This window comes from Streptomyces triculaminicus (genome assembly GCF_017349075.1).
Classification (GTDB): domain Bacteria; phylum Actinomycetota; class Actinomycetes; order Streptomycetales; family Streptomycetaceae; genus Streptomyces; species Streptomyces triculaminicus.
Map to the genome: position 1 here is coordinate 140681 of NZ_JAFMOF010000001.1, position 26834 is coordinate 167514.

The following is a 26834-nucleotide window of genomic DNA, read 5'->3' on the forward strand; positions in this document are numbered from 1 at the left end:
GAAACGATCACACCCCAAGCGGGCTTGAGGTCAAGTCCGCCGGGGCTGCGGCTCAGCCCAGGTACGGCTCGAAGTCCCAGGTGGGGCGCGTGCGTCGGCGGGCTGCGAGGGTCTGCGGGTGCTGGGCGCCCAGGGTGCGGGTGAGGCGCTGGAGGGCGTCCTCCTCCACCTTGGCGGCCTGCTCGCGTTCCCGCAGGGCGCGCAGGTCCGCGGCGAGGGCGATCTCGCAGGAGAGGGTGAAGGGGTGGTCCGCGCCCAGGGCGCGGCGGGCGCGGCGGAGGGTGTCACGGCTGAGGTTCTCGGCGCTGTCGAGGCGGCCGGTGACGTTGCGGCCGGCGGCGGCGTTGAGGGCGCAGCCCAGCACCCAAGGGTGGTCGGGGCCGAGAGTGGCGGTCAAGCCGGCGAGGGCGGCCTCGAACAGGGCGAGCGCATCGACGTGTTCGCCGGCGGCCTGCAGGACGAGCGCTACGTTCGAGAGCATGCCGGTGCTGACCGGATGCGCGGGGCCCAGCATGTCGCGGAAGCCGCTCTCGCCCTCGGCGATGAGGTCGCGGGCCCGGTCGAGGTCGCCTTGCTCGCGGGCGTGGTTGCCGAGGTCCACGACGAGGCCGAGGGTGACGTAGTGGTCGCGGCCGTGCACCTGCTCCATCTGCTCCAGCAGGCCGCTCATGCCCGCGTCCGTCTCCGGTCCTCCCGTCGCCCTCAGCTCGCACAGGAGGAGGTTGTGCCGGGCTCGCAGGGTCTGGGGGTGCAGGGGGCCGAGGACCTGGACGTGCAGCCGCACGCCCAGCTCCTGGCGGGCCAGGGCGTCGCGGTAGCGGCCCATCAGACGCAGGTCCCGGGCGCAGGCCAGGCTCGAGCCCAGGGTGGCCGGATGACGGGTGCGCAGCAGCGACTCCCGCCGGTGCAGGGTCTCCACGTCGATCTCGTACGCCTGGGCGTAGCGGCCCAGCAGCCGCAGGCCGGCGCCGAGGTTGTGCCGGGCGAGGAGGGTCAGGTAGTCGTCGGGGCCGCGGAGCGCGAGGGCGGTCTCCAGGACCTCGCGCTGGAGCTGGAGCGCCTCTTCGTACTGGCCGAGGAAGCGCTGGTCGGCGGCCAGGCAGCTGGTGGCGGACATCAGGGCCACGTCCCGGCCGGTGCCGGGCGTGGCGCGCAGCCTCTCCAGCATGGCGCGGTCGAGGTCGTAGGCGGCGTGGAACCGGCCGTGCGCGCGGAGGATGTTCCCCTGCCGGACGGTGAGGTCGAGCATCTGCGGGTCGTCCGGCGGGAACAGCTCCTCCCACCGCGCCCGTACCCGCTCGGCGAGTTCGAGACCGGCGCGGTAGATGCCGCTGACGTACGTGAACATCAGGCAGTTGAGCACCAGCCGCCGTACGTCGGGCTCGGCGGCGGACAGCGCGCCGGAGGGCTCGAGGTGCGGCAGCAGCTCGGCGTAGCGGGGCCACAGGCGGGCGTCCTGGGGGTTGCCGGGGCCGGCGGCGGCGAGCACGCGGCGGACCAGCCGCTGGTAGGTGCGGCGCAGGTCGGGCGGGGTGAGCCGGGCGACGATGTCGTGGACGATCCGGTGCATGTACACCACGTCGTCCTCCGGGCGCGCCGCCTCGTCGCCGGGGCCGTGGTGTTCACGGGTGATGACGGAGTAGTCGACGAGGGTGCCCAGGGCCCGGGTCCAGTGCCGCGGCTCGGTGACGGCCTCGGCGAGGGCCTCGGGGAGTTCGCCGGGCGGAACGCGGCGGACCAGGCCGAGCGGTATCGCGCCGGGGCCGAAGCAGGTGCACAGGGCCAGGAGTTCCGCGGCGTGCGGCTGCGTGTCACGGAGCCGGTCGATCAGGATCAGCCAGGAGGTGAGGGCGCTGCGGGAGAGGTGGCTCACCTGGTCGGGGCCGTACGGCTCGGAGGGTTCGCCCTCGAGCACCATGCGCAGGTAGTCGTCGACGCCCATGCCCGATTCGCTCAGCCAGGCGGCGGCCTGGGCGACGGCGAGCGGGAGGTCGCCGAGCGCGATGGCGACCGCGTCGGCCTCGTCGTGCTGGAGTCGCCGCGCCCGGCCCGTCAGATAGCGGACGCTCTCGTGGCGCAGGAAGGCGGGGACCTCGACGACGGTCGCGCCCGCGTCGTGCCAGCCGCGGTTGCGCGAGGTGATCAGCACATGGCCCGGCCCCTGCGGCAGCAGCTCGCCGGCCTCCTCCAGGTCGTCCCAGCCGTCGAAGACGATCAGCCAGCCGCGGTGCGGCTCGCCCCGGCGCAGGGCCTCGCGGACCGCCCTGACGCGCCCGCCCGGTTCGGAGCCGGCGGTCAGGCCCAGCTCGACGGCCAGTTCGGCCAGGCGTTCGCGCAGGGTGCCGGAGGTGTCGGCGTCCACCCACCACACGACGTCGTAGTCGTTGCTGAACCGATGGGCGTACTCGATGGCGAGCTGGGTCTTGCCGATGCCCGACATGCCCAGCAGGGCGCAGACCGCAGCCCCGGGCGGTGCGTCCGTCAGCAGCCGCTGGATGTCGAGGAGCAGTGCGTCGCGCCCTGTGAAGCGGACGTTGCGCCGGGGCACCGCGCCCCACACCAGGGGTGGGTCGTTCGGGAAGCGGGGGGCCGGCCGGGCGGGGAGGCGGTGACGCCGTGGGCCGCGTCCGGGACGCCGAGCCGGTCCAGTACGCGCCGGCGAGCCCTCGGCCTCGGAGACGGTCCACAGCTCCACGGGTTCCAGCAGGGCCGTTCCCACGGGCAGGGGGCGGTGGGTGACGCTCACGGCGGTCATGCGCCCGGGGTGGCGCTCCGTCACCTCCCGGCAGGCGGTCATCCATTCCTCGTCCGTGCGGTCGGCCAGCCGGACGTACCAGTCGCTGAGGACGAGCAGCACCCGTCCCCCGGCCGCCCGCAGGTCCTCCAGTGCCCCGCCGAGCGCGTCCCGCCGGTCCACCTCCCAGTGCACGGGGCTCGCCCGGAAGCCCGCCTGCTCGAGCACATGGGCGAGCCAGACGGCCCAGGGCCGCTCGGGGCCCGCGTAGCTGATCAGGACGCGTCCCGGTCCGGGGACGGTGGAATCGCCCGTCCCGGCGTGGCCGGCCGGTGCCGCGGAGGGTGCCGGGATCTCGTACACCGAGCCGTCGGCGACCGCCAGCCGTACTCCGTGCCCGTCCACCCTGCGGGTCGCGCTCTCGCCCCGGCCGACCAGCAGGGTCGTCGGGGGGCCCGAGGAGAGGGTGAGTTCCAGCACGAGGGGGTCGGTGTCGGGCAGGGTGAGGGTGTAGGCGCCGGCGACGGCGGCCTCCTGGCCCAGGATCAGGTGCCGGCCGTCGCGCAGAACGGGGAGTTCGGTGCGCGGCAGCCGTGCGGCGATCAGGCCGACGTCGGCCAGGAGCAGCCCGTCCGGGGGGCGCCGCCGGATGGCGACGCCCGTGCCCGCCGCGCCCTGCAGCGCGGCCGTCACCGTGGCCAGCTGCCAGGCGGTCTTCACCTTCCGCACGGCCTCGGGCAGCCGTCCCCAGGCGCCCGCGAACCAGCGGGCGACGCCGTCGCGGTGCTGGTCCACCAGGGCGCGCAGGGCGGGGAGCAGCGCCTCCTCGATGAGCCGTTCGCTGCGCGGGCCGCCCCGCACGGCGTGCCAGACGGCCCTCTCCTCGGCGTGCAGCGCGGGTGAGCCGGCGCGGTGGGCCTCGTCGACGATGGCGCCGACGCGGTGGACGGGGGCGTCCTCGCGGGCGGTCGCCAGCTGCCGGGCCAGTTCCTGCCGCAGCTCGGGCAGCAGGTCGCGGCGCAGCACGATGTGGCCGGAGGCGCGGCGCTCGACGAGGTCGCCGAACCACAGCTCGGTCTCCGCCGCCACGTCCAGCCGAGGGGCGGCGGTCAGCCGTACGGCGCGCATCAGTTCGGGCTCGATGCGGGTCGCGGTGCTGAGCAGTACGGCCAGCTCCCGGTCGGCCGCGCCGCTCATCGCACGGTTCCCAGCACCCGGCCGACGGTGGTGCCGCGGTCCCAGACGACGGCGGGGAGCGTGGCGCGCAGCCAGCGCGGCCAGTGGCGTTCGGGCGCGGGCACCAGCGCCACGGGCCGGCAGCCGTGGGCGCGGATCGCCCGCACGGTGGCGAGCCACTCCCCCGGTGCGGCCCGGTGGGGGTTGAACACGGGGCCGGTCAGGCCGAGGGAGGAGAGGATGAGCACGGTGGTGCCGGCGGGCGGGACGCGGTACGGGCGCCACTGCGCCCTGGGCCCCTCGCCCGCGCCGCGCAGCGGGGATTCGGAGAAGTAGAGCGTGCGGGTGCCGGCGACGCCGGCCAGCGCGCGGACGCGGGCGACGACGTCCGTCACGTCGCGGGCGAGGGGCTCCATGGAGGCCGAGACGTCGGCGAGGATCTGGACGCCGTAGCGCAGGGTGAAGACGGGGCGGCGGGGCAGTTCGGTCAGCGGCCGCAGGCGGAGACCCGGTCGACGGCCGCTTCCACGTCGAGCTCTCCTTCGAAGGTGCTGCGGGCCAGGGCGGCGTGCAGGACGGCGGCGGTGGTCCGGGGGCGAGGAGGGGGTCGTGGGCGAGCGCGGTGCGGTGGGCGGCGGCGGCCGGGGGCGGCAGAGGGTCGACGGTCCATCCGGTGGCCGCCGGCGGGCGGTGTTCCACGGGGTGAGGGCGATGGTGCGTCCGGGGGCGCGCTGTCCCGGGGCGGGGGCGGGGTGGCCGGCCGGGCGGGGTCGTCGCTCTCCCCGGCCGAGGGGTCGGCGGCGCCGGGGGTGGGTCTCGGGCGTGGCGCGGGGCTCGGGGCGGGGGCCGGTGGGGCGGGGCGCGCCGAGGCCCAGGCATGCGGCGATGTGCCGCCAGTCGGCGGCGGAGGAGGCGTCCAGGGCGACGGCGGCCCGTGCCACGTCGCCGAGCCAGGCCTGACCCGTCACCACTCCTCCCCGACGGCCTGCTGGCGCTTGAGGAGGGCGCAGTGCTTGAGCCACTCCCATTCGGGGTCGGAGACGTCGATGCCCAGGGTGATGCAGGCCCGGAGCGCGTCGAGGTATTCGGCGGTGCTGGGCGGGCGGAGCCCGAACTGTTCGGCCTCGGCGCGGACGGTGCCCAGTTCCCGGGCCAGCGCCGAGGCGAGCGTGCGGTGTTCGGGGAGCACCGCCCCGTACCAGTGCCGCAGGTGGCGCACGGCGATGCGCACCAGGGTCTGCTCGTCGTGGTCGGGGAGGGTGAGCACGACGCAGCGCCTCAGGAAGGCCTGGGGCAGTTCCCGTTCCTCGTTGGTGGTGATGACCACGAGGTGGCGGAAGAGCCGGGCCTCGTCCTGCTCCTCCTCCGCGTGGATGCCGGCGCCGGTCTCGGTGACGGTGAAGCGGTGCGCGCCGAGGGGTACCAGGAGGCTGTTGGGCACGTCCGGGTCGGCCTTGTCGATCTCGTCGATGAGGACGACCGCGGGGCGGCCGCGGCGGTCCGCGTTGATCTCCTCGAACGGCTCGCGGCAGGTGTCGTCCGGGCCGTGGCCCAGGTCCCTGCCGCGCCGCCGCGCCGATTCGGGTGCCAGGGCCCACCACAGGGCGCCGGGCCGGACGTACGCCGCGTCGTCCAGCCGGGCGTTCTGGGGCCGGGTGCTCAGCAGCTGGGCGTCGGAGAGCCTGCGGACGCTGTCGTAGGTCCACAACGGGTCCTGGGGGTGGGTGCGCTGGGTGACGACGTGTTCGTAGTAGCGCCAGTGGTTGGTCTGCGCGAGGTAGAGCGCCAGGGAGGACTTGCCGGATCCGGGGCGGCCGCGCAGCAGGAGCGGGCGCCCGGTCGCGCGGGCCACCTTCACCACCAGTTCGATCTCCTGGGACATGACGTAGACGGCTCCGTCGCTGCGGTCCGGCAGCGCGTGGCCGCTCCGGCCGCGGGCGCCCGGGCCGCCCTCGTCCCTCTCCTTGTCGTGCGCGTTCATCCCCTCCGCCCCCAGTCCCTCATCCCTTGAACGGATCGCTGCGCGAGCCGGACCATCTGGGCCGCGGCTCTTATCGACTCCTCTTCCTCCGCCTCGCCGAAGGGCGGGGCGATGTCCACCGCCGAGGCGAACGGCCCGGGGTCCGCCCGCTGTGCCGGGTGGGGCAGCACGAGGACGCAGAGCCAGGGCATCAGGTCGTGCAGCCAGCCCACCACGCGCCCGGCCTGTTCCAGGGAGCAGGCCTGGGCGTCCAGCACGAGGAAGGTCAGGCAGTCCGGCGTCCGGCGCACCTCGTCCAGCCGCTTCCAGGGCTGGACGTGCAGCGTCGCCCTGATCGTCTCCTCGCAGGCGCGTTTCAGCTCCTCCTCCGGGTCCTCCTCGCCCCACGGCCCGGCGCCGGCGTACATGGAGATGTAGCGGGAGGCGTCCATGCAGAAGGCGCGGCCCAGGTAGTACGCGCCGGTGTCGGGGTGGGTGGCCTTGAGCACGACCGTGTGGCGCAGGGCGTGGCGGCCGGCGGGCAGGACGTGGCGGGCCGAGGCGGCGTCGACCCATACGGGCAGCACCAGTTCGACGAGGTTGCCGAAGACGCCGGGGTCCATGAAGTCGCGTACGGTGCCGACGGCGTCCCGCAGTTGGGCCGCGGCGTGGGTGTGGAGCATCTGGGCGGCGAGCAGGCCGCAGCTGAGGTCGGCGCCGGGGGCGTCGTGGCCGTCGTCGGGCAGACGCAGGGCCCGGCCGGCGTCGGTGAGGGCGCGGGCGTCCCAGACGCGGGTGAGGTGCGCCTCGATCCTGCCGGTCCACGCGCTCACGGGGTCCTGGCGGTCGTAGGCGGGTAGTTCCCGGAAGCCGGCCAGGAGCTCGGCGATGTCCGCCTCCCGGACCCCCTGGTCCCCGGCCGCGTAGCGCACGCGGGCCACCTGCAGGGCGGCCAGGTCCTCCATGCCGGCGTCGCGGACGTCCTGGGTGGTGACGTCGTCGACGAGCAGCGGCATCACGAACAGGGAGCGGTTGAAGCTCCTGCGCCACATGAGGATGTCGACCTCGCGGCGCACCCACCCCGACTTCAGCGCGTCGCGGTTGAGCAGGACGACGGCGGCGCGGCACTCGCGCAGCCATGCGTAGAGCTTCGGCCGCCACTCCTCCCCCGGGCGTAGGTCCCGGGCGTCGAGGAGGACTTCGTACCGGTCGGCGTGCAGGCGCTCCGCGACACGGTCGCGAAGGGCCCGGGCGCGCCGGTCACGGTTCGTGCAGTGACTGATGAATACCTTGCCCACCGACACCTGCCCCCGCCCCGCGCCGCGCCCCTCCACTGTCCCTTGGACCGCACCGGTTCCGCAGCCGTACAGCCGAATTGACGCGGTGGGCGGGCGCGGGGCGGGGGCCGCGGGTCAGGTCTTGGGGCACGGTTTCCAGGAGAAGTGGTAGAGGGTGCTGATGTTGCCGTCCGTGGAGTCCATCGCCAGGAAGCTGGTGGTCTTGGAGGGGTCGGAGGTGCCGGCGTCCACGCGGAGCTCGGTGTTGATGTTGAAGTAGCGGGTGGCTCCGCAGGGCGCGTAGATCACCTGGTCGATCGGCGTGGTGTCGGACGTCTGCCAGTTGTCGTTGAGCGCGCCCGTGAAGTGGTGGTTGACGAACGCGGTCTGCGACATGCCCTGGAAGTAGTAGTTGGCCCGCTCCAGGCCCGTGGCGCCCTTCTCCAGATGGGCGAAGCCTCGGTAGTCGGCCTGGGCGATGGCGTAGGTGAAGCCGTGCGGGACGTGGACGTTCAGGGCGAGCTGGCAGTTCTTGCGGAAGTCGGTCGGCTTGGAGCCGACGCCCACCTGGGCGACGTAGTTGCTGTACGAGACGGTGAAGGCGGTGTTGTCCGGGGAGACGGTCACGATGGCCGTCCCGGCGGGACAGCCCGAGCCGTTGACGGCGACCACATCGATCACGATCTTGTCCGGCGGGGGCACGCCGTCCCCCGGCCACCCCGTCGCGGTCGCCGGGGACGAGGTGGCCAGTAGCGCCGCGGCCGCGGCGGCGGTCATCACAGGTCTGAACATGGAGGTCCCTCCCACTGACTCAGGGCCCGCTGCGGCGCGGCGCTCCCGACGGTGTGTGCCGTGTGCGGCTCACGGTCAGGAGCATTCCTTCCAGGCGAAGTGGTAGAGGGTGTTGACGTTGCCGTCGGTGGAGTCCATCGCCATGAAGCTGGTGGTCGTCGCCGGGTCCGAGCTTCCGGCGCCGACGCGCAGTTCGGTGTTGACGTTGAGGATGCGCTGCACGCCGCAGGGGGCGTAGACGAGGGCGTTGACGTCGGTGACGTCGGAGGTCTGCCAGTTCTCGCTGACGGGACCGGCGAAGCGGTGGCTGACGGCCGTGGTGTTGGGCGAGCCCTGGAAGTAGTAGCTGGCCCGCTCCATGCCGGTGGCGCCGCGCTCGAGGTGGGCGAAGCCGCGGTAGTCGGCCCGGGCGATGGCGTAGGTCCAGCCCTGGGGGACGTGGACCTTCAGGCCGAGCTGGCAGTTCTTGCGGAAGTCGGTCGGCTTGGAGCCGACGCCCACCTGGGCGAGGTAGTCGCTGTACGAGACGGTGAAGGCCGTGTTGTCCGGCGCCACGGAGACGGCGGCCGTCCCGGCGGGGCAGCCCGAGCCGTTGACGGACGCCACGTCGATGACGACCCTGTCCGGCGGCGGGGCGCCGTCATCGGCGGCGGACGACGGTGACTGCGAGGCGGCGACGAGCACGAGCGCCGCGCCGGCGATCATGGCAGGTCTGAGCATCGGAAGCCCCTTCCACTGGTGTGCGGGCTCATTTCGTGCGGTCCATGCCACCACCGGCCCGAGGGCATGTACAGCTCAGGTTGAGCCGAGCCGGAATGCCCCCGTATACGCCCCGGCCCCCTGCGGAGCAGCACGTTCCGGCGGTTCCGCGCGCGCGTGCGGCCGTCGCCGGCCGGACGCGCGCGGCGGAGAACCGGCCCTTCGGAGCGGTGCCCCTCGACACGGCGACGCTCGCTGTACCGGCCGGAGTCGGCCACCGTGCGGCGAGCGGAACGTCACCGGCCGCGCGAAGAGGAACCTCCCGCACTGCGCCACGACGGCCGGAATCCGTCTGTCCGGCCCCGCCGGCGCGAGCCGCTCACGGCCGCCCCGGCCCGGCGGCGGGCTCGTCGAACCACAGGTGGACCTGGCCGGTGCCGATGCCGTTCTCGTACGCGCCGAACCGCCGGCCGCGCGCCCGGCACGCCGCGCCGCCGAGTGCGCCCGCCAGCATCAGGTAGTGGCCGAAGCGCGCTTCGGGGGCGAAGCGCAGGTATTCCGGCATGGTCGCGATCACGCGGTCGTGCCGGCCCTCCTCCAGCCAGGCGATCCTCTGCTCGTCCGCCGCCCGGGCCTCGGGCGTGACGATGTTGGCCGGGTCCGCCGCCATCCGGTCGCGCAGCTCGGCCAGCGGCCGGAAGCGGTGGGACAGGCCGCCCGAGGCGAGCAGGAGGACCCTCCGGCCGACGGAGGCGACCGCCTCGGCGACCACCTCCCCCATGGCCAGGAAGTCCTCCGTGGTCGCCGTCTGGCACACCGACACCGACACCCACGGTGTGCCGGCCCGGCCGAGGTACGTCCAGAGGTTGAGCGTCGCGTAGTGGACCGGCAGGTAGGGGTCGTCATTGGCCTCGAGCCACACCGACCGTTTCCGGGCCACCGCGGCGACCGCGCGGGCCAGTTCCGGGTCGCCGGGGAGGTCGTACGGGAGCCGGCTGATCGCACCGGGCATCTCGTCCGAGGTGAACAGGCCCGTACGGCGCGGGTGGGCGGTGATCACCGCCTCGGTCGTCGTCGCCCAGTGGGAGTCGAGGACCACGACGGTGTCGTACTCCGACGGGTCGGTCACCTCGCGCCGGAGCCGCTCCAGGCCGGTCGCGAGGGTGAAGTCGCCGCCGCCGTTGGCCTCGATCCGGGCGGGCTCGGGAAACATGATGACGGGCGCGTGCGAGAGCAGGCCCGCACCGGCGATGTCGCCCATGAGCGGTCTCCTTTACGGGTTCACGGGATGAGGAGGAGCTTTCCGGAGGTACGGCGGGAGGCCAGGTCGGTGTGCGCGCGGTGCGCCTCGGCGAGGGGGTACGTCCCGGCGACGGTGAACGTCAGCGTGCCGCCCGCGATGCCCCGGAACACCTCCCCCGCCCGCCGCTCGAACTCCTCGACGGTGGCCCGGAAGTGCTCCAGGTAGGGGCGCGTCAGCGTCAGCGAGCCGCCCCACAGCAGCCGCATCACGTCGACGGGCGGCACGGCGCCACTGGCCCCTCCGAAGAGGACCAGCGTGCCGCGGGTGCGCAGCGAGGCGAGGCTCGCGTCGAAGGTGGCGGCGCCGACGCCGTCGTAGACCGCGTGGACGCCCTCCCCGCCCGTGAGCGCGCGGACCTCGGCGGCCAGGTCGTCGGTCCCGGTGTAGCGCACGATCTCGTCGGCGCCGTTGGCACGGGCGATGCGCTCCTTCTCCCCCGTGGAGACCGTACCGATGACGCGGACGCCGCGCCGCTTGAGCATCTGGGTGAGCAGCAGGCCCACACCGCCGGCGGCGGCGTGGACGAGCACCGTCTCGCCCTCCCGGGCGGGGTAGGAGTCGTGGGCGAGGAAGTGGGCGGTCATGCCGTGGACGAGCACGCCGCCGGCCGTCCGCAGGTCGATGGCCTCGGGCACGACGATGGCCTTGTCCTCGGGCACGAGGACCCGTTCGGCGTAGCTGCCGAGCACGGTCGTCCAGGCGACCCGGTCGCCGGGCGCGAAGCGGGTGACGCCGGGGCCCACGGCCAGGACGACGCCGGAGCCCTCCTCGCCGGGCACGCACGGCACGGGCAACGGATAGCGGCCCTCGCGGCGGTAGAGGTCGATGAAGTTCACTCCCGCCGCGGCGAGTTCGACGAGGATCTGCCCCTCGCCGGGCTGCCCGGGGTCGGGCCTGTCGACGTAGAGCTGGACCTCCGGTCCACCGGTCTCCCGGATCTCGATCGCACGCATCAGCCCGTTCCCTTCACTCCGGTCAGTTCCACCTGGTAGGCGCGGGTCCATTCGTCCAGCCGGACGGTGGACTCCACGAGGATCCGTTCGAACTCCGACAGGCTGCCGGTGGCGGTCCTGACGGTCGTCCGCCGTACCGCGTCGCCGTCGAGGAACGGGCTCAGCGGCGCTCCGGCGTCGGCGGCCGCCGCGCCGAGGCCCGCGATCAGGGCCCGGTCGTAGGCGGGGTCCTGGATCGAGGGGTAGGCGGCCTTCTTACGGCGCAGCACCGACTCCGGCAGCAGGTCGCCGGCGGCGGCGCGCAGCAGCGCCTTCTCCTGGCCGCTGAAGGTCTTCATCTCCCAGGGGACGTTGAAGACGTACTCGACGATGCGGTGGTCGCAGAACGGCACCCGGCCCTCCAGGCCGGAGGCCATGCCCATCCGGTCCTTCTTGTCGAGCAGGATGGGCAGCCACCGGGTCAGGGTCAGATGGCTCAGCTCCCGTGTCCGCCGGCTCTCGGCGTCCTCGCCGTCGAGGCGGGGCACCTCGGCCAGTGCGGTGCGGTAGAGGTCGGCCTCGTACGTGCCGAGGTCGATGTCGTCGACGAACCAGGGGTGGAAGAGCGAGCGGGGGTCGAGGCCGCGGTGGGCGCCGAGCTTCAGCCAGGGGAAGGTCTCCGCGCGCCGCGCCTCGGGGTCGGAGAACCACAGGTAGCCGCCGAAGACCTCGTCGGCTCCCTCCCCGGACAGCGCCACGGTCGCGTGTTCGCGGACGGCGGCGAACAGCAGGTACAGGGAGACGTCGAGGTCCGCGAAGTTGAACGGCAGGTCCCAGGCCCCGAGGACGGTGCGGCGCACGGCCGGGTCGAGGAGCCGGGCGCGGTCCAGGACGATCTCGTGGTGGTCGCTGCCGACGTGCCGGGCGACCTCGCGGGCGTAGGGGGCGTCCGGGGTGGGGCGGATGGCGTCCGCGCGGAAGTTCTCGGTGTGGCCGGTGAAGTCGACGGAGAAGGTGGCGAGCCGGCCGCCGTCGGCGGCGCGGGCGCGGGCCGCGAGGGCGGTGACCGTGCTGGAGTCCAGGCCGCCGGACAGCAGCGACACCAGCGGCACGTCGGCGACCATCTGGCGCGGGACGATGTCGTCGAGCAGGTCGCGGACGGTGGCGACGGTGGTCTTCAGGTCGTCGGTGTGCGGGCGGGCCTCCAGGGCCCAGTAGCGCAGCTCGGTGATGCCGGACCGGCCCACCCGCAGCAGGTGGCCCGGCTTGACCTCGCGCATGCCGCGGAAGGGCACGCGGCCGGGGGTGCGCAGGAACAGCAGCGCGTCGCACAGCTCCTCCGGCCCGGCCTCGGCCCGCGCCGTCGGATGGGCGAGGACGGCCTTGGGCTCGGAGCCGAAGAGCACGCCGCCGGGCGTGGGGTGGTAGAAGAGCGGCTTGACGCCCAGCCGGTCGCGGACGAGCAGCAGTTCCTCGCGGGCGGTGTCCCAGATGGCGAGGGAGTACATGCCGTTGAGGCGGCGGGCGAAGTCCTCGCCCCACTGCAGGTAGGCGCGCAGCGCCACCTCGGTGTCGCTGCGGGTGGTGAACCGGTGCCCGAGCAGGGCGAGTTCCTCGCGCAGTTCGGGGAAGTTGTAGATCTCGCCGCCGTAGGAGATCACGGCCCGCGGCAGGTCTCCGCGGCCGCGTTCGGGGGTGAGCATGGGCTGGGTGCCGTGCTCGAGGTCGATGACGGACAGCCGCCGGTGGCCCAGGGCGGCGTGGGTGTCCAGCCATACGCCGCGTGCGTCGGGTCCTCTGGCCGTGAGGGTGTCGGTCATGGCGTCGAGGACCGGAGCCGCCGGTGGCCCGGTCGTGAGGTCGCGGGTGAAGTCGACCCATCCGGTGATGCCGCACATGGTGTTCTCCTAGCCGTCGTTCTCAGTCGGTGAGGGCCACGTCGCGCCAGGGGCCCCTGCGCCAGCCGTCGAGGTCGTAGTCGTCGAGGCACTGCTGCACCAGGTCCTCGCAGCGGGCGAGGCCGCCGCGCCGGGTCGCCCACCTGAGGGCGTCGAGCCTGACCTGTTCGCCGTTGCCGGAGTAGTTGCGCTCGTAGAGCTCGTGCCGGCCGCCGAACTCGGTGCCGATGGCGTCCCAGGCCAGCTTGAGCAGCTTGATCCGCTCGAGCGCGCTGGTGTCGGAGCCCCGGTAGAAGCGGTCGATCAGCGGGCGCAGTTCGGGGTTGGCGAGGTCGCGGGCGCTGGAGGGCACGGCGAGGGGCGCCCCGCCGAGGATGGTCTCGAAGATCTCGTGGACGCGGTCCCAGACCTGCGCGTTGTACATCCGCAGGGCACTGGCGTGTTCCAGGCGGGGTACGACCGTGCCGCCGCTGCCCGGCTCGGGGTCGTGGGCCATGGCCGTGGTCAGCGCCCACACCATGTCCCGCATGGTGATGATCTCGCCGACGGCGGCCTGGACGCCCCGGAACCCGTCGGTGCCGTTGGCCCGGGTACCGCGCGCGAGCAGCCCGGCCATCAGGTCCAGCTTGACGCTCAGCCGGGTGCCGCTCTGGAAGTTGTAGAGGTTGGGGAAGCCGGAGGCGGCGTAGAAGCCCGTGGCGCGTTCGACGTCGCGGTGGACGAGCACGTCCTCCCAGGGGATCAGCGCCTCGTCGAGCAGGAGCACGCTGTCGTTCTCGTCGAAGCGGCTGCTGAGGGGGGCGTCGAAGGGGCTGCCGGCGTGCTGGGTGGCGTAGGGGGTGCGGCAGACGAGCTTGACGCCGGGGTTGTCCATCCGGACGAAGAAGACCAGGGCGAACGCCTCCGCCTTGCCGGGTGCGAGGACCGCCGACCCGACCGGGGCGACGAAGCCGGCGTTGGTGATCGCGGATCCGGTCGCCAGCATCTTGGCCCCGCTGACCACCACGCCGGCGTCCGTCTCGCGCACGGCGCGCACGAACACGTCCTCCATGTCGTGGATCGCCCGCTTGCGGTCGACGGGCGGGTTGATGATGACGTGGTTGAGGTACAGCGCCCTGCTCACGAACTCGCGGTACCAGGCGGTGGCGTTGGCGGCGTACGGCCCGTAGTAGCCGGCGTTGACGCCGAGGCCCGCCATGAAGGACGCCTTGTACTCGGGGGTGCGCCCGAGGAAGCCGTAGCTCATCCTGGCCCAGGTGGCGATGGCCTCCCGGGCCTCGACCAGCTCGGCCGCCGAGCGGCTGGGCTTGAAGAACCTGTGGGTGCGGATGCCCGTGGCCTCGTCGACGGCGGTGAGCGTGCCGGCGGTGGCCGGGTCGTGCAGGGCGTCGTAGAGCCGGGCCACGGACAGCGCGGAGTTACGGAAGGCGGGGTGACGGGTGACGTCCTTGACGCGTTCCCCGTCGAGGAAGACCTGGCGGCCGTCGCGCAGGCTCTCCAGATAGGCGTCTCCCGTCATCAGGGAGGTGGGGCCGGTCATCGGACCAGTCCCGGGTTGACCAGCGGCGGGGTGCCGAGCACCTGGACCCGGCGCAGGTGCCGGGGGGCGCCGCTGGTGAAGGCGTTCCGGCCGTGCAGCAGCGTGTAGTTGTCGCTGATCACGACGTCGCCGGTCCGCCAGGAGTGGACGTACAGGTGCGCGGGGTCGTGGAGCGCGGCGCGCAGGGTGCGGTGGGCCTCGGCGAGCTCGTCGTCGGGCAGGCCCGTGAAGCGCAGGTCCGGGTGGTTGACGAAGTCGCCGTCGCCGGGCGCGACGGGTTCGTTGTAGCGGACGACCGGAGCGCCGTGGACAGGGTGCGCGGTGACGACCGGCGAGACGGTGACGCTGTCGTAGTACTCCATCGCGCGGTGGTACGTGCCGGTCATGCGCGACCAGCGGGCGACCGTGCCGGGGTCGGCGTGCTCGAGCACGGCGGTGGTGTGGGAGAAGGTCGTCTCGCCGCCGTCGTCCGCGCCGGGGGCGTGGACGCACTGGAATATCTGGAACTCCGGTATGTGGTCGCGGTACATGCCGTCCCAGTGCATCGGCATGTGGCTGTGGTCGAAGATGTGGTCCTCGGGCCGCTCCTTCTCGACCAGCTCGAGGACCGTGCCGAACGGCCAGACGCTGGGTTCGCCCCACAGCTCGCAGTACGCGGACAGCTCCTCGGGGCCGCCGAAGGGCGCGAAGCCGCGGAGCAGCAGGATGTGGTGCGCGCGGACGAGCGCGCGCAGGGTGGTGACGTCGAGGTCGGCGACGCGTGCCCCGGGTTCCGGGGCCAGGATCGCCACCCCGAAGGGCTCGACGGGCGTGACGTCGTACCGGCCGGCGGCCGGGACGTCGGGGGCGTCGGTCATGGTGTTCTCCTTCAGGTGGTACGGGCGGCCGCGCCCGGCACGGGCCCGGGCGGCCGGCGCCGAGGGGGCGGGGCGGGCGCGCTTCACGCGCAGGCCGCGCCCTCGAGGGGCTCGCGGTGCGCGGCCGCGGGCGCGCTCCCGCCGGTGCCGGCGGGCTCGAGCGCGTAGAAGCTGGGGCGCCCGCCGACGTAGGCGAGCGTGGCGCCCGCCCGTTCGGCGTCGGCGCGCTTCATGAGCGTGAAGCGCCCGCCGGAGGCGACGGCGACGCCGTGCCAGGGCGTCAGCCAGGCGTCCGGAGTGTCCGCGAGGAGGATGCCGATCTTGTCCGTGGCGCACGGCTGGGGGTGGATCGACAGGCGGACGGCGTCCGGGAAAAGCTCGTCGAGCAGGTTCCCCCACGCCCGGCTGCGCTGGATGACGCGGTAGGCGAGCTGCCGGCATCTGCGCTGCAGGGCGGAGCGGGTGCCGGTGTAGTCGGGGGTGGAGAGGTCCTCGAGCATGAAGCGGGTGATGCCGCGGTACATGGCGAGCGGCGCACCGCCCCCGCGAACCTCCTCGCGCAGTTCCTCGAGCGTCGGGGCGTGGCCGGCGGAGAGCATGGCGCGCATGTCCTCGTGCCCGGCGCCGGGATGGACCTCGTCGAGGGTGAACTGCTCGAGGCGGGTGGCCCCGATCCGGGTGATCATGCGGTCGAGGGCCCGTACGTAGCCGGTGACGTTCTCGTCGCCGACGCCGAGCAGGTCGTTGAAGACCCGTCCGTCGGAGCAGATGAGGATGACGGCGCCCGGCGGATAGATCCTGGCGATGCGCTCGCACAGCCCGTCGAGGAAGCGCAGCGCGAGTTCCTCGGCCAGGTCGGGCAGAGGGCCGAGCACCTTGGCGGGGTTGGGGGACTTCGTGGGGAACGCCGGCAGGACGAACTCGATGCGCCGGCCGCTCGCCATCGCGCGGCGCACCGCCTCGAGGTGGTGGCGGACGCATCGCGGGCAGACCTCCCCGGCGCATCCTCCGTCGCGCAGTCTGCGCTGGTGGGACAGGACCTCCTTGAGCACGTCGACGGCGACCGTTTCGACAGCGGGTGCGGCGACGTCGTACACCGCGCCTCCCTTCGTGGACTGGGTACCACCGTGGTCGGCGAGCGCATGAGAAACGCACAAGGGCGCGCGACGGCCCCTCAGCGCACGGCGTAGGGGCACTCCGACGGGCCGTCGGGGGCGCGGCCGGGCGGGGTGGCGGCCCGTGCCAGGGCGCTGAGCTCCCGGCGGGCGGTCTCGGCCCAGAAGGGCATGCGCAGGACGCGGAAGCCGGTCAGCGCCTCGGCGATCCGGCTCGTCGCCCGGGCGGTCTCGCCCAGGGCGGCGTGGACCTTGCCGAGCCAGTAGGAGGTGAGGGCCTCTCCCCGGCGCTCGCCGAGCTCGGTGAAGATAGACGCGGCCTCGGCGAGCGGCCCCAGGGCCCTGGGCGCCTGGTCGGGGCCGAGGCGGACGTGGATCCGCCCGAGGGTGACCAGCGCGTACGCCTCGCCGGGGCGGTGCCGCACCATCCTGTAGCCGGCGAGGGCCCGGTGGGTCTGCCGGGCGGCCCGGCCCAGCCGGCCGAGGCCGATGTCGGTCACGGCCAGCAGTTGCAGGACGTCGGCGAGCAGGAGCGGGTGGCCGAGCCGCTCGGCCGTCTCCAGGGCCGGTTCCAGGGCCCGGGCGGCCTCGGCCTCGCGCCCCCGGCACACGAGCGCGTAGCCGAGGCTGCGCAGGGCGAGGACCTGTCCGTGGGCGTCGCCGAGCCGGCCCATGGCCTCGGCGGCGGACAGGGCGTCGTCGTGGGCGAGTTCGGCCATGCCCCGGTCGGACACGGCGAAGCTGCGGTGGGTGCGCAGGCGGGCGGCGTGGTGCGGCTCGCCCAGCGCGTCCAGCCGCTCGAGGGCCCGCTCCCAGCGGGTCACGGCCTCGTCCACGCGCCCGCGCACGGCGTGGGCCCGGGCCAGGGAGCCCTGGGCGACCGCGACGGCGACCTGGTCGCCGTCGGCTTCGGCGCGGTCGAGCGCGGCCCGGGCCACCCGGTCCCACTCGTCCCACCAGTTCCGCAGGTGGCAGACGTCCTCCAGGGCGGCGGCGAGGGCGGCCACGTGCGGCCCGTGGCCGGTCGCGGCGGCGAACTCCACCAGGGTGACCAGGCCCTCCCGCTCGTTCTCCAGCCATCCCACGAGGTCGCCCGGGCCGCCCCGGACGAGGTCGCCCGGTTCGCCCCGCAGGAGTTGGTCGCCGGCCGCCCGGACCCGGGTCAGGCAGCCGTCGAGGACCCGGGCCGTCGCCTCCCGCCGCCACCGGGCCGGCTCCTCGGCCAGGGCCCGTTCCGCGGCGTAGGCGTGCAGCAGGTCGTGGCTGCGGTACCGGAGCCGGCCCTGGGCGTCGGCGCCCTCGACCTGGACGAGGTGTGCGTCGAGGAGCGCGTCGAGCGCGGCGGAGGGGGTGCCCCCGTGGGGTCCGTCGGGGTCGTCGGCGTCGAGCAGGGCGGCGAGGGCCCAGCCGGGGAAGCGCGGTGAGGGGAGCAGGCCGAGGGCCCGGAAGGCCCGGGCCGCCTCGGCGGGCAGGCTCCGGTACGCGGCGGCGACGGCGCTGTGCACGGCGGGGGCGTCCGGGGCGGGCTCCTCCTGGGTGCCGTGCGCGCCGGCGAGCCGGTCGGCGAGGCATCTCACCCGCCAGTGGGGGCGGCCGGCGAGCACCGCGCCCGCCACCCTCAGGGCCAGGGGCAGGCCGGCGCAGCCGGCCACGACCCAGGCGGTCGCCTCGGGTTCGGCCTCGAGCCGGCGGGGTCCGGCCGTGCGCCGCAGCAGCAGGCGGGACTCCTCGTCGTCGAGGGGGGTGACGTCGACGAGGTGGGCGCCCGCCGGGGCCGCCGGCCGGTCCCGGCCGGTGACGAGGACGGCGCAGCCGGGGACGCCGGAGAGCAACGGGCGTATCTGCTCCTCGTCGCGCGCGTCGTCGAGCACCACCAGCACCTTGCGGCCGGACAGCAGCAGCCGGAGCATCGCGGCCCGGTCCACCGTCGCCTCGGGCAGGGACGAGGCGGCGGCGCCGAGGCCGCGCAGCAGCTCCGCCAGGACGGCGCCGGCCGGGCGGCGGGGCCCTCGGGTGCCGTCCAGGCGCAGGAAGAGGCGGCCGTCGGGGAAGGCATGGCGCAGGAGGTGGGCGAGCCGGACGGCCAGGGCGGTCTTGCCGACGCCGGGCGGCCCGGTGAGGATCACGACGGGGGCGGCGGCCGAGGGCACGCCGGGGGCCGAGGCGGCCACGGGCGGTGCCGCGGCGGGCTCCAGGAGCGCGGCGGCCCGGGACATCACGAGGTCGCGTCCGACGAAGTCGGCGATGTCCGCGGGGAGTTGGTTGACGGTGCGCCAGGAGGGCAGGGCCCGGGCGGGTCTCAGGGGGGCGGGGGCGGCGCCGAGCGCCGGGTCGCGGACGAGCACCGCGCGGTGCAGCCGGCGGAGTTCGTCGCCCGGTTCGAGGCCGAGTTCCTCGCGCAGGGCGGCGCGGGCGTGCGCGTAGGACCGCAGCGCGTCGCCGGGGCGGTTGCTGCGGTACTGGGCGAGCATCAGCTTGGCCCACAGCGACTCCCGCAGCGGGTGCAGGGCGGTCTGCTCGCGCAGCATGCCCGCCGCCTCGCGGTGTTCGCCCAGCGCCAGGCGCGCCTCGGCGTAGTCCTCGACGGCGGTCAGCCGCGCCTCCTCGAGGCGGACGGCCTCGATGTGCAGGGCTTCGTTGTGCGCCACGCCGTCGAAGGCGGCGCCGCGCCAGAGGCCGAGCGCCTCCCTCAGGTGGCAGGCCGCCCGGTGGTGGTCGGCGACGGCGAGCGCCCTGCGGCCGTCGGCGGCGAGGTCCTCGAAGCGGTGGAGGTCCAGTTCGCCGGGCTCCACGCGCAGCAGGTAGCCGCGGTGTCCCAGGCCGAGGCGGTCCTCGCCGGGGCCGGGGCCGGGGGCGAGCGCCTTGCGGAGCGCGGCGACGTAACTGCGGACGTTGGCCTGGGCGGACGCGGGCGGCGTCTCTCCCCAGATCGCGTCGCACAGACGGTCCGCGCTCACCGGGACGTCGGCATGGACCAGCAGGGTGGCGAGGAGGGTCCGCTGCCTGGGGCCGCCGAGCGGCAGGGTCCGGCCGTCGGCGACGGCCTCCATGGGCCCCAGCACCTTGAACTCGACGCGCGGAAGCTCCACCGCCCGGACCGCCCCTTCTGTCGGCTGCACGGCGCGGAGCGCGCGTGAGTGCTCCGTCGCTCGTGTTCGTCGCACCGCTTCAACGCACAGCTTCGTTGTGCAGCTTCGTTGTGCAGCGAACAATGTCCGACAACCCTATGGGCTATACGGTGCGCCAACTTCCACTTGCGGTGCGCACAGCAAGCGCGGCATCACCTCGGCCGTGACGCCTGCGCACGGCGGTCGTTCATCATGGCGGGTGCACGAAAGCCTGCCGGGCCGCCGGACGTCGTCCCGGCGACCCGGCAGGCGCACCGTCTCCGTCGAGGCCGAGAGGCCGTCAGCCGCGCTTGTCCCCGAGCGACTCCAGGAGATCCCGGAGCACCCCGGCGAGATCGTCGCACCCCTCGGGGCCGACGGCGGCCAGGAGCCGGCTCTGGGTGGCGATGTGGTCGGGCAGCACCCGGTCGATGAGCGAACGGCCCTCGTCGGTCAGGGAGACGACCACGCTGCGGCCGTCCGACGCGCTGGGCACGCGCGTCACGAGCCCGCGCCCCTCGAGGCGGTCGAGGCGCTGGGTGATGGCCCCCGACGTGACCATGGACTCCCGCATCAGCTCGGCGGGGGTCAGCCGGTGGGGCGCGTCGCTGCGGCGCAGGGTGGCGAGGACGTCGAACGACGCGGCGTCGAGGTCGTGCGCGGCGAAGGTACGGCGCAGCTCGGTGTTGATCAGCAGGGAGAGCCGCTTGAGCCGCCCGATGACCGCCATCGACGATACGTCCAGGTCGGGACGCTGCCGGGCCCACTGCTCCAGTACATGGTCGACGTGATCTGCCACCTCGTCATCGTAGCCAATGCCTTAACCGATGCCTTAGTGACGTCTTAGCGGTGAGGTACATCACGGCGCACTCGAGGCCGGATTCGCTTAGCGGTGAGATACATTCGCTTAGTGCTAAGCAATCGACTCAAGGTCGTCTCCGCGACCGCGCTGGCCCCCGCCGTCTGGGGCAGCACCTACCTCGTCACCACCGAATTCCTGCCGCCGGGCCGCCCGCTGCTGGCCGCGACGGTCCGGGCGCTGCCGGCCGGTCTGGTGCTGATCGCCCTCACCCGCCGGCTGCCGCAGGGCGACTGGTGGTGGCGGGCCCTGGTGCTCGGCGCCCTCAACATCGGCGGATTCTTCGCCCTGTTGTTCGTCGCCGCGTACCGGCTGCCCGGTGGCGTCGCGGCCACCATCGGCGCCATTCAGCCCCTGCTGGCGGCCGGTCTGGCGGCCTTGCTGCTCGGCGAGCGGCTGACCGTGCGCACGGCCGCCGCCGGCGTCGCCGGTGTGGCCGGCATCGCCCTGCTCGTCCTGCGGGCGGACGCCCATCTGGACGTGACGGGAGTGGCGGCCGCGGCCGGAGGCGCCGTCGTCATGGCGGCCGGAGTCGTGCTCAGCAAGCGGTGGACGTCGCCCGCGCCCCTGCTGGCGACCACGGGCTGGCAGCTCACCGCGGGCGGTCTGATGCTGCTCCCCGTCGCACTCCTCGTCGAGGGCCGGCCGCCCGTCCCGACCGGCGCCAACCTGGCGGGCTACGGCTACCTCGCCGTCATCGGCACCGCCGTGGCCTACGCCCTGTGGTTCCGGGGGATACGGGCCCTGCCGCCGACCAAGGTGGCCTTCCTCGGCCTGCTCAGCCCGATGGTCGCCACCGCGCTCGGCTGGCTGTGGCTCGGCCAGGACCTCAGCGCACCGCAGCTCGTGGGCGGCCTCGTCGTCCTCGCCGCCCTCGTCGCCGCGCAGACCGCCGCACCGGCGACCGCCCGACGGACCGGCACCCACCCCTTACTTCCCCCTCCCCCTCCCCTCCCCCTCTGCAAGGAGCTGACCAGCATGCGCATCACCGTCTTCGGAGCCAACGGAAACGTGGGCAGCCGGGTCGTGGCCGAGGCCCTGTCCCGCGGCCACGAGGTCACCGCCGTCGTCCGCGACCCCGCCCGCGCCGGCGCCCTTCCGCCCGCCGCGACGGTCCGCACGGGCGACGCCCGCGACGCCGACGCCGTGGCGGAGCTCAGCGCCGGGCAGGACCTCGTGATCAGCGCCACCCGGCCGGCGCCCGGCAGCGAGGGCGAACTCGCCGACGCTACCCGCGCGTTGCTCGCCGGGCTCGCCCGGACCGGCGTCCGCCTGCTGCTCGTCGGCGGCGCCGGCAGCCTGACCGTACCGGGAGGCGGCGGCCGCACCGTGGTCGACGACCCCGCGCTCGTCCCCCCGTCCTGGCGGCCCATCGCCCTGGCCTGCGGCGAGCAGCTCGCCGTCTGCCGCGACGAGACGGTCGTCGACTGGGCCTACGTGAGCCCGCCCGCCCTGCTGGAGCCGGGCCGGCGCACCGGCGGCTACCGGCTGGGCGCCGACGAGCTGCTCGTCGACGACCGGGGCGTCTCGGAGATCTCCATGGAGGACCTCGCCGTGGCCCTCCTCGACGAGGCCGAAGGCCCCCGCCACCACCGCACGCGGTTCACCGTCGGGTACTAGGGACACGCCCTGGGGGCCAGGGGCGCCGGGACGCAACCTCCGCCGGGAGGGTGCCGGTACCCCGAAGGGTGTACGGGCCACATGGTCATCGCGGACGATGCCCGTCCGCGCTCCGAACGTCGATCATGCGAAGGGGACGAGATCGTCCCCGGCAATCGGAGTCAACGGGAGTGCACCATGGCGGACATGACGCGTCGCGGCGTTCTGGCAGGCGCGGCGGTATGGGGCGGTACGGCCGCCGGATTAGTGGCCCAGGGCGTCGCGGCGCCGGCGGCGTCCGCGGCGCCCGGGGCCGCGACGGCCCCGCCGGCGGACGCGGTCACCGTCGCTCCCGGCGACCCGCGCTACCCCTCCCTCACCCACCGCGGCTGCAACGCCCGTTTCGTCGGCCGGCCCGACTACGTCCGCGTGGTGAGCACCACCGGACAGGTCGTCGACGCGGTGCGGCAGGCGGTGCGGGAAGGGCGGCGCATCGCCGTGCGCAGCGGCGGGCACTGCTTCGAGAACTTCGTCGACGACCCGGCCGTCCGCGTGGTCATCGACCTCTCCCCCATGTCGGCCGTGTACTACGACGCACGGCGCGAGGCGTTCGCGGTCGAGCCCGGCGCGCTCCTCGGCGAGGTGTACCGCAAGCTCTTCCTGGGCTGGGGCGTGGCCATCCCGGCGGGCGCCACCGCCGAGGTCGGGGTCGGCGGGCACGTCCTGGGCGGCGGGTACGGCGCGCTGTCGCGCCGGTACGGGCTGTCGGTCGACCATCTCCACGCGGTCGAGGTCGTGGTGGTGGACAAGGCGGGGAACGTCAGGAGCGTGGTGGCCACCCGCGACCCCGCGGACCCGAACCACGATCTGTGGTGGGCCCACACCGGCGGCGGGGGCGGCAACTTCGGTGTGGTGACCCGCTACTGGTTCCGTGACCCGGCGGCCAAGGGCGGCGACCCCGCGCGGCTGCTGCCGAGGGCCCCGGAGGCGGTGACGAGCTTCTACGCCTCCTGGTCCTGGAAGGACCTGGACCGGCGCGCGTTCACCCGCCTGGTGCGCAACCACGGGGAGTGGCACGAGCGGAACAGCGCGCCCGGTTCGCCCTACGCGGGGCTGTTCAGCGTGCTGATGCTCAACACCCGCAAATCCGGCACCGTCACCCTGGCGGGTCTTCTGGACTCCACCGGACGCGGCGCGGAACGCCTGCTCGACGACTACGTGGCGGCGGTCGGCCGGGGGGTCGACGCGAAGCCGGCCCGGGGCCAGGAGAGCGTGCCGTGGCTGCGGGCCGCGGGCGCGGTGCACGGGACCGCGCCCGCCCGCTTCAAGGCGAAGGCCGCCTACCTGCGCAAACGCTTCACCGACCGCCAGGCCGAGGTCGCCTACGAGCGGCTGTCGGGCACGGCGGGCGCGGACCTCGACGGGTCGCTGTGGATGGTCTCCTACGGCGGCCGGGTCAACACCGTCGCGTCCGACGCGACGGCCGTCGCCCAGCGGGACGCGATCCTCAAGGCGATCTACACGTCGAGCTGGGAGGCCGGGCAGGACGACGGCCCGCCGCTGGCGTGGGTGCGGGACTTCTACCGGACCGTGTACGCGGACACCGGCGGTGTGCCCGCGCCGGGCGGGGCGAACGACGGTTCCTTCGTCAACTACCCGGACACCGACCTCGCCGACCCCGCCCTGAACACCTCCGGCGTCCCCTGGCACACGCTCTACTACAAGGACAACTACCCCCGGCTGCAGCGGATCAAGGCCCGGTGGGATCCGCGCGACGAGTTTCGCCACGCGCTGTCCGTCCGGCCGCCGCGATAACCGAAAGGGCGGCGGCACCCCGGTGGTCCGGGGTGCCGCCGCCCTCTGCGCGCGGTGCTGCGGTGCTGCGGTGCGTGTGATATCAGTACGCGGAGTTGACGTTGTCCATCGAGCCGTACTTGTCGGCCGCGTAGTTGCAGGACGCGGTGATGTTGGCGACCGGGTTATAGATGTCCCAGGACGTGCCCTCGACGTGATACGCCTTGAACGTCGGGTCGATGATCTGCAGCAGACCCTTCGACGGCACACCGTTCACCGCGTTGATGTCCCAGTCGTTGATCGCACGGGGATTACCGGTGGACTCGCGCATGATGTTGCGCTTGATGCCCTCGTACGAGGCCGGGATGCCCTTGGCGCGCAGGACGTCCAGGGACTCGTTGATCCAGCCGTCCAGGTTGTCGGCGTAGGCCTTCTTCGCCGGGGCCGGCTTGGCGGCGGGCTTGATGGGCTTGCGCTCGGTCGAACGGCTCGCGCGGTCCTCGTCGGCCTTGGCCTTCACCGTGGCACCGGCCTTGGCCTTGGCCTGCGCGGCGGCGTCGTCCGCGGCCTTGGCCAGCTCGGCGTCGTGCGTCTCGCCGAAGGACTGAGCGTTCTGCGCCACCGGCTTCACGGCGGCCGACTGGGCATCGGCGGCCGAGGCCTGCGGGACCAGGGCGAAGGTCAGAGCGGCGGTGCCGGCGACGGTCACCAGACCGGCAGCGGAGAACTTATGGGCCTTGGACAGAGCGGCATAACCGGAGACGGTGGAGCGCATAACGAGCTGAACCCTTCCAATCGCTTACGTCGCAATGGCCGTCAATGGCGCAAAAAGAGCGCCGTTTCTCGGTCGACGGCGCCGTGCGACTCAGCAATTGTTAGCGGCGCGAAAACCCGCTGGCAAAGGTGTGACCTACTATGCGCAATCGGAATGGCGGGGGTCCGGGAAGCCGGGAAATCCCGGTTTCGCGCCTCAAGGAGGATCACTAATCGCTTTCGTAAGTGATCTGGCCCCTATGGGCGGCCTCACACGAGGACTCCCCGCGTCGCACCGTGCGCGAGGGTACGCGCACGGTGCGTCAGCGCTCTCAGCCGCGGTGGGCGCTGATGCAGAAGGGCTGGCCGGAGGGGTCCAGCAGGACCGTCCAGTGTGTGCCGCCCGGCTGGTGCTCGGGCTTGGTGGCGCCCAGGGAGATCAGGCGGTCCTCGGCGGCGGCGACGTCGTCGAAGCTCAGGTCGAGGTGGAAGACGAGCTCGTCCTGGGGCCAGCGCGGAGCTTCGAATCCCTTCGCCGTATAGAAGACATAACGCGTCGTGCCGTCGCTGATCATCGCGGCGGCGTCGCCGTAGGTCTCGGTGACCTTCCATCCCAGGGCGGCGGCATAGAACTCGGCGAGCGCCTTGCCGTCGTGGCCCCAGAAGGCCGCGCACTTCACCCGGGCCTCGTTCGCGGCCGCACCGGACGTATTGCTCATGGGGATCGCTGCTCCTCTTCGCAAGGAAATGAACCAAGGGGTGACGGGACATCCTCACGCCGAAGCGGCGCCCGTTCCGGGTCCGACACTAGGGGCGTTACAGGACACCGGCTGTCCTCAATCGAGGGCCCGCCCGGCCGGGCGAGGGGTCCGTCCCCGGGGGCGGTGGTCGCGGGTGCGCAGGTGGAAGGCCGCGGTTCCCAGCAGCCACATCGCGGCGAACCAGGCGGGCCCCAGGAGCAGCTGCCGGTACGGGACGGCGTGGGTGAAGCCCGCGGCCATGCTCACCTGCGTCGGTCCGTACTCCGGCAGCAGATGCACTCCGTCCTTGCTCGCCTCCGGATTGCTGATGGGGTTCTGCAGCATGGTGTCCAGGAGGCTGATCATGATGATGAGGAACATGCCCTCCAGCTCGTTGCGCAGGAACGAGCCGAGCAGGATGCCGATCCCGCCGTAGGCGACGGCCGCCGTGAACAGCCCGGCCGTCAGCAGGCCGGGCCGGACGGGGGCCCAGTAGCAGTGGACGACGGCGGTGGCGTAGGCGGCGATCAGGGCCGCCGCGAGCGTCATGGCGGCGACCTTGGCGACGAGCAGATGGACGCGGGGGTAGCCGGCGAAGGCCAGCCGGCGGTCGAAGGCCAGCGACTTGAAGGTGGTCATGAACATCATGAAGCCGACGATGAGGGTGACCGTGTTGACCGCCCCGGAGATCATCGTGAGGTGGTTGCCGTCGACGGTGAGGGTCCGTCCGGTCGCACGGAGCATGAAGCTCGCGGGCTTGCGGGCGACGAACCAGCTCTCGAGGCTGAGCCAGAGCGGAATGTAGAACAGGACCAGGACGAGGGCGAAGCGGTTGCGGGCGTGTTCGAGCAGGGCGAAGCCCACCGCCGTGCCGAGCCGCCGCCACGTCCCGTTCACCCCGTTCACCGGCCGTCGCCGTCCGCGGGGGCCGCCGTCCGGCCGCCGGGCTCCCACGGCTCGGCGACTCCCTCGCGCAGCCGGTGGAGCACGTCCAGCCGTTCGGCGTCCCAGGCGAGGTGGGAGACGACGAGCACGCAGCGCCCGCTGTCGCGAAGTCGGGCGGCGAGGCTCCAGAACCGCAGGTACGTCTCCCAGTCGAAGCCCTGGTAGGGCTCGTCGAGCAACAGCACGCTCGGGTCGTGCATGAGGGCCAGGGTCAGGTTCAGTTTCTGCCGGGTTCCACCGCTGAGGTCGTCGACGCGGGTGTGGCGGTACTCGGCGAAGTGGAGCTCCTCGATGAGCTCCTCGGCGCGGCCGGTGCTCCGCAGTCCGTAGGCGGCCCGGAAGTACCGCACGTGCTGGTCGACGGTCAGGAAGTCGTTGAGCACGGTCTCCTGGGGGCAGTAGCCGAGCGATCCCCTGATGTCGACCTCGCCGGATCCGGCCGCGGTCTGGCCGCAGAGGATGCGCAGCAGGGTGGTCTTGCCCGCGCCGTTCTCCCCCACCATGCCGGCGAGGGTGCCCGGCCGGAGATCCAGCGAGACGCCGCGCAGCACCTGGCGGGATCCGTACGCCTTGCGTACGTCGCGCACGCGCAGGGCGTACGGCGTCACCGGCATCGCCTCACCCTTCCTCGTTCGCGCGTCTTCCCCATCGGCGGCCCGCCCGGCCCAACGAGGAGGAACGGGATTCGTTGCGCCGGGCGGGAACCGGTCACTCCTTGACCGCGAGACGAGACGTCTCGTATGATCATGCCTGT

Annotated in this window: 20 protein-coding genes; 2 read left to right on the forward strand and 18 right to left on the reverse strand. The window is 73.6% G+C overall.

Going from position 1 to position 26834, the window contains the following annotated elements:
* Nucleotides 1-52 precede the first annotated feature (52 nt).
* From fxsT to J1792_RS00860, 14 genes are all read right to left on the reverse strand, one after another.
* Nucleotides 53-3931, reverse strand: coding sequence for an FxSxx-COOH system tetratricopeptide repeat protein (gene fxsT / locus J1792_RS00795; RefSeq protein ID WP_242645410.1), 3879 nt, complete (start codon nucleotides 3929-3931; stop codon nucleotides 53-55).
* Nucleotides 3928-4878, reverse strand: coding sequence for a hypothetical protein (locus J1792_RS34980; protein WP_207246407.1), 951 nt, complete (start codon nucleotides 4876-4878; stop codon nucleotides 3928-3930). The genes fxsT and J1792_RS34980 overlap by 4 nt, the downstream gene beginning before the upstream one ends.
* Entirely contained in the window at nucleotides 4875-5891 is a 1017-nt protein-coding gene (locus tag J1792_RS00805) for an AAA family ATPase (protein WP_086575435.1), read from the reverse strand. The genes J1792_RS34980 and J1792_RS00805 overlap by 4 nt, the downstream gene beginning before the upstream one ends.
* The gene (locus tag J1792_RS00810) at nucleotides 5888-7168 is read right to left on the reverse strand and encodes a toll/interleukin-1 receptor domain-containing protein (protein WP_179199168.1); all 1281 of its coding nucleotides are present in this window, start codon (nucleotides 7166-7168) and stop codon (nucleotides 5888-5890) included. Before J1792_RS00810 ends, J1792_RS00805 begins: the two co-directional genes overlap by 4 nt.
* A gap of 114 nt (nucleotides 7169-7282) precedes the next feature.
* Nucleotides 7283-7939, reverse strand: a complete 657-nt coding sequence (locus J1792_RS00815) for a DUF4360 domain-containing protein (RefSeq protein ID WP_207246408.1) — start codon at nucleotides 7937-7939, stop codon at nucleotides 7283-7285.
* A gap of 75 nt (nucleotides 7940-8014) precedes the next feature.
* Complete coding sequence (locus J1792_RS00820) at nucleotides 8015-8659, reverse strand: DUF4360 domain-containing protein (protein WP_086572436.1); 645 nt, start codon at nucleotides 8657-8659, stop codon at nucleotides 8015-8017.
* A gap of 358 nt (nucleotides 8660-9017) precedes the next feature.
* Nucleotides 9018-9899 carry a DODA-type extradiol aromatic ring-opening family dioxygenase gene (locus tag J1792_RS00825; RefSeq protein WP_207246410.1) on the reverse strand — a complete coding sequence of 294 codons (882 nt, stop codon included), beginning with the start codon at nucleotides 9897-9899 and terminating at the stop codon, nucleotides 9018-9020.
* Nucleotides 9900-9919: 20 nt separating this feature from the next.
* Nucleotides 9920-10894: a quinone oxidoreductase family protein gene (locus tag J1792_RS00830; RefSeq protein WP_086572440.1), complete on the reverse strand. Its 975-nt coding sequence runs from the start codon at nucleotides 10892-10894 to the stop codon at nucleotides 9920-9922.
* Nucleotides 10894-12771, reverse strand: coding sequence for an asparagine synthase (glutamine-hydrolyzing) (asnB, locus tag J1792_RS00835; protein ID WP_086572442.1), 1878 nt, complete (start codon nucleotides 12769-12771; stop codon nucleotides 10894-10896). Before asnB ends, J1792_RS00830 begins: the two co-directional genes overlap by 1 nt.
* Nucleotides 12772-12793: 22 nt before the next feature.
* Nucleotides 12794-14311, reverse strand: coding sequence for a 4-hydroxyphenylacetate 3-hydroxylase family protein (locus tag J1792_RS00840; RefSeq protein ID WP_086572444.1), 1518 nt, complete (start codon nucleotides 14309-14311; stop codon nucleotides 12794-12796).
* Nucleotides 14308-15168, reverse strand: a complete 861-nt coding sequence (locus tag J1792_RS00845) for a TauD/TfdA dioxygenase family protein (RefSeq protein WP_207246411.1) — start codon at nucleotides 15166-15168, stop codon at nucleotides 14308-14310. Before J1792_RS00845 ends, J1792_RS00840 begins: the two co-directional genes overlap by 4 nt.
* A gap of 83 nt (nucleotides 15169-15251) precedes the next feature.
* Entirely contained in the window at nucleotides 15252-16265 is a 1014-nt protein-coding gene (locus J1792_RS00850) for an L-tyrosine/L-tryptophan isonitrile synthase family protein (RefSeq protein WP_107431161.1), read from the reverse strand.
* 77 nt (nucleotides 16266-16342) lie between these two features.
* On the reverse strand, nucleotides 16343-19372 hold the full coding sequence (locus tag J1792_RS00855; protein ID WP_207246413.1) for an AfsR/SARP family transcriptional regulator: 3030 nt from the start codon (nucleotides 19370-19372) through the stop codon (nucleotides 16343-16345).
* Nucleotides 19373-19691: 319 nt separating this feature from the next.
* Nucleotides 19692-20189, reverse strand: a complete 498-nt coding sequence (locus tag J1792_RS00860; RefSeq protein WP_086575386.1) for a MarR family winged helix-turn-helix transcriptional regulator — start codon at nucleotides 20187-20189, stop codon at nucleotides 19692-19694.
* A gap of 111 nt (nucleotides 20190-20300) precedes the next feature.
* On the opposite strand from J1792_RS00860, the gene J1792_RS00865 reads away from it, so the two are divergent.
* Both J1792_RS00865 and J1792_RS00870 read left to right on the forward strand, forming a co-directional pair.
* Entirely contained in the window at nucleotides 20301-21869 is a 1569-nt protein-coding gene (locus J1792_RS00865) for an EamA family transporter (RefSeq protein WP_207246415.1), read from the forward strand.
* A 186-nt stretch (nucleotides 21870-22055) separates the two neighbouring features.
* The gene (locus tag J1792_RS00870; RefSeq protein WP_307842859.1) at nucleotides 22056-23663 is read left to right on the forward strand and encodes an FAD-binding oxidoreductase; all 1608 of its coding nucleotides are present in this window, start codon (nucleotides 22056-22058) and stop codon (nucleotides 23661-23663) included.
* 82 nt (nucleotides 23664-23745) lie between these two features.
* Here the strand turns inward: J1792_RS00870 and J1792_RS00875 are convergent, their stop codons facing one another.
* The 4 genes from J1792_RS00875 to J1792_RS00890 form a co-directional block, all read right to left on the reverse strand.
* A complete protein-coding gene (locus tag J1792_RS00875; RefSeq protein ID WP_207246418.1) occupies nucleotides 23746-24417 on the reverse strand; it encodes a transglycosylase SLT domain-containing protein in 672 nt (223 codons plus the stop codon).
* A gap of 310 nt (nucleotides 24418-24727) precedes the next feature.
* Entirely contained in the window at nucleotides 24728-25114 is a 387-nt protein-coding gene (locus J1792_RS00880; RefSeq protein WP_207246419.1) for a VOC family protein, read from the reverse strand.
* 117 nt (nucleotides 25115-25231) lie between these two features.
* Nucleotides 25232-26032, reverse strand: coding sequence for an ABC transporter permease (locus tag J1792_RS00885; protein ID WP_207246421.1), 801 nt, complete (start codon nucleotides 26030-26032; stop codon nucleotides 25232-25234).
* A 5-nt stretch (nucleotides 26033-26037) separates the two neighbouring features.
* A complete protein-coding gene (locus tag J1792_RS00890; RefSeq protein WP_207246434.1) occupies nucleotides 26038-26694 on the reverse strand; it encodes an ABC transporter ATP-binding protein in 657 nt (218 codons plus the stop codon).
* Between the last annotated feature and the right edge of the window lie 140 nt (nucleotides 26695-26834).

Bases quoted from the DNA above. Each gene is read 5' to 3' on its own strand.
- fxsT (WP_242645410.1), bottom strand. From the start codon at position 3,931: ATGAGCGGCGCGGCCGACCGGGAGCTGGCCGTACTGCTCAGCACCGCG.
- J1792_RS00805 (WP_086575435.1), bottom strand. From the start codon at position 5,891: ATGAACGCGCACGACAAGGAGAGGGACGAGGGCGGCCCGGGCGCCCGC.
- J1792_RS00815 (WP_207246408.1), bottom strand. From the start codon at position 7,939: ATGTTCAGACCTGTGATGACCGCCGCCGCGGCCGCGGCGCTACTGGCC.
- J1792_RS00820 (WP_086572436.1), bottom strand. From the start codon at position 8,659: ATGCTCAGACCTGCCATGATCGCCGGCGCGGCGCTCGTGCTCGTCGCC.
- J1792_RS00825 (WP_207246410.1), bottom strand. From the start codon at position 9,899: ATGGGCGACATCGCCGGTGCGGGCCTGCTCTCGCACGCGCCCGTCATC.
- J1792_RS00830 (WP_086572440.1), bottom strand. From the start codon at position 10,894: ATGCGTGCGATCGAGATCCGGGAGACCGGTGGACCGGAGGTCCAGCTC.
- asnB (WP_086572442.1), bottom strand. From the start codon at position 12,771: ATGTGCGGCATCACCGGATGGGTCGACTTCACCCGCGACCTCACGACC.
- J1792_RS00840 (WP_086572444.1), bottom strand. From the start codon at position 14,311: ATGACCGGCCCCACCTCCCTGATGACGGGAGACGCCTATCTGGAGAGC.
- J1792_RS00845 (WP_207246411.1), bottom strand. From the start codon at position 15,168: ATGACCGACGCCCCCGACGTCCCGGCCGCCGGCCGGTACGACGTCACG.
- J1792_RS00870 (WP_307842859.1), top strand. From the start codon at position 22,056: ATGACGCGTCGCGGCGTTCTGGCAGGCGCGGCGGTATGGGGCGGTACG.
- J1792_RS00875 (WP_207246418.1), bottom strand. From the start codon at position 24,417: ATGCGCTCCACCGTCTCCGGTTATGCCGCTCTGTCCAAGGCCCATAAG.
- J1792_RS00880 (WP_207246419.1), bottom strand. From the start codon at position 25,114: ATGAGCAATACGTCCGGTGCGGCCGCGAACGAGGCCCGGGTGAAGTGC.
- J1792_RS00890 (WP_207246434.1), bottom strand. From the start codon at position 26,694: ATGCCGGTGACGCCGTACGCCCTGCGCGTGCGCGACGTACGCAAGGCG.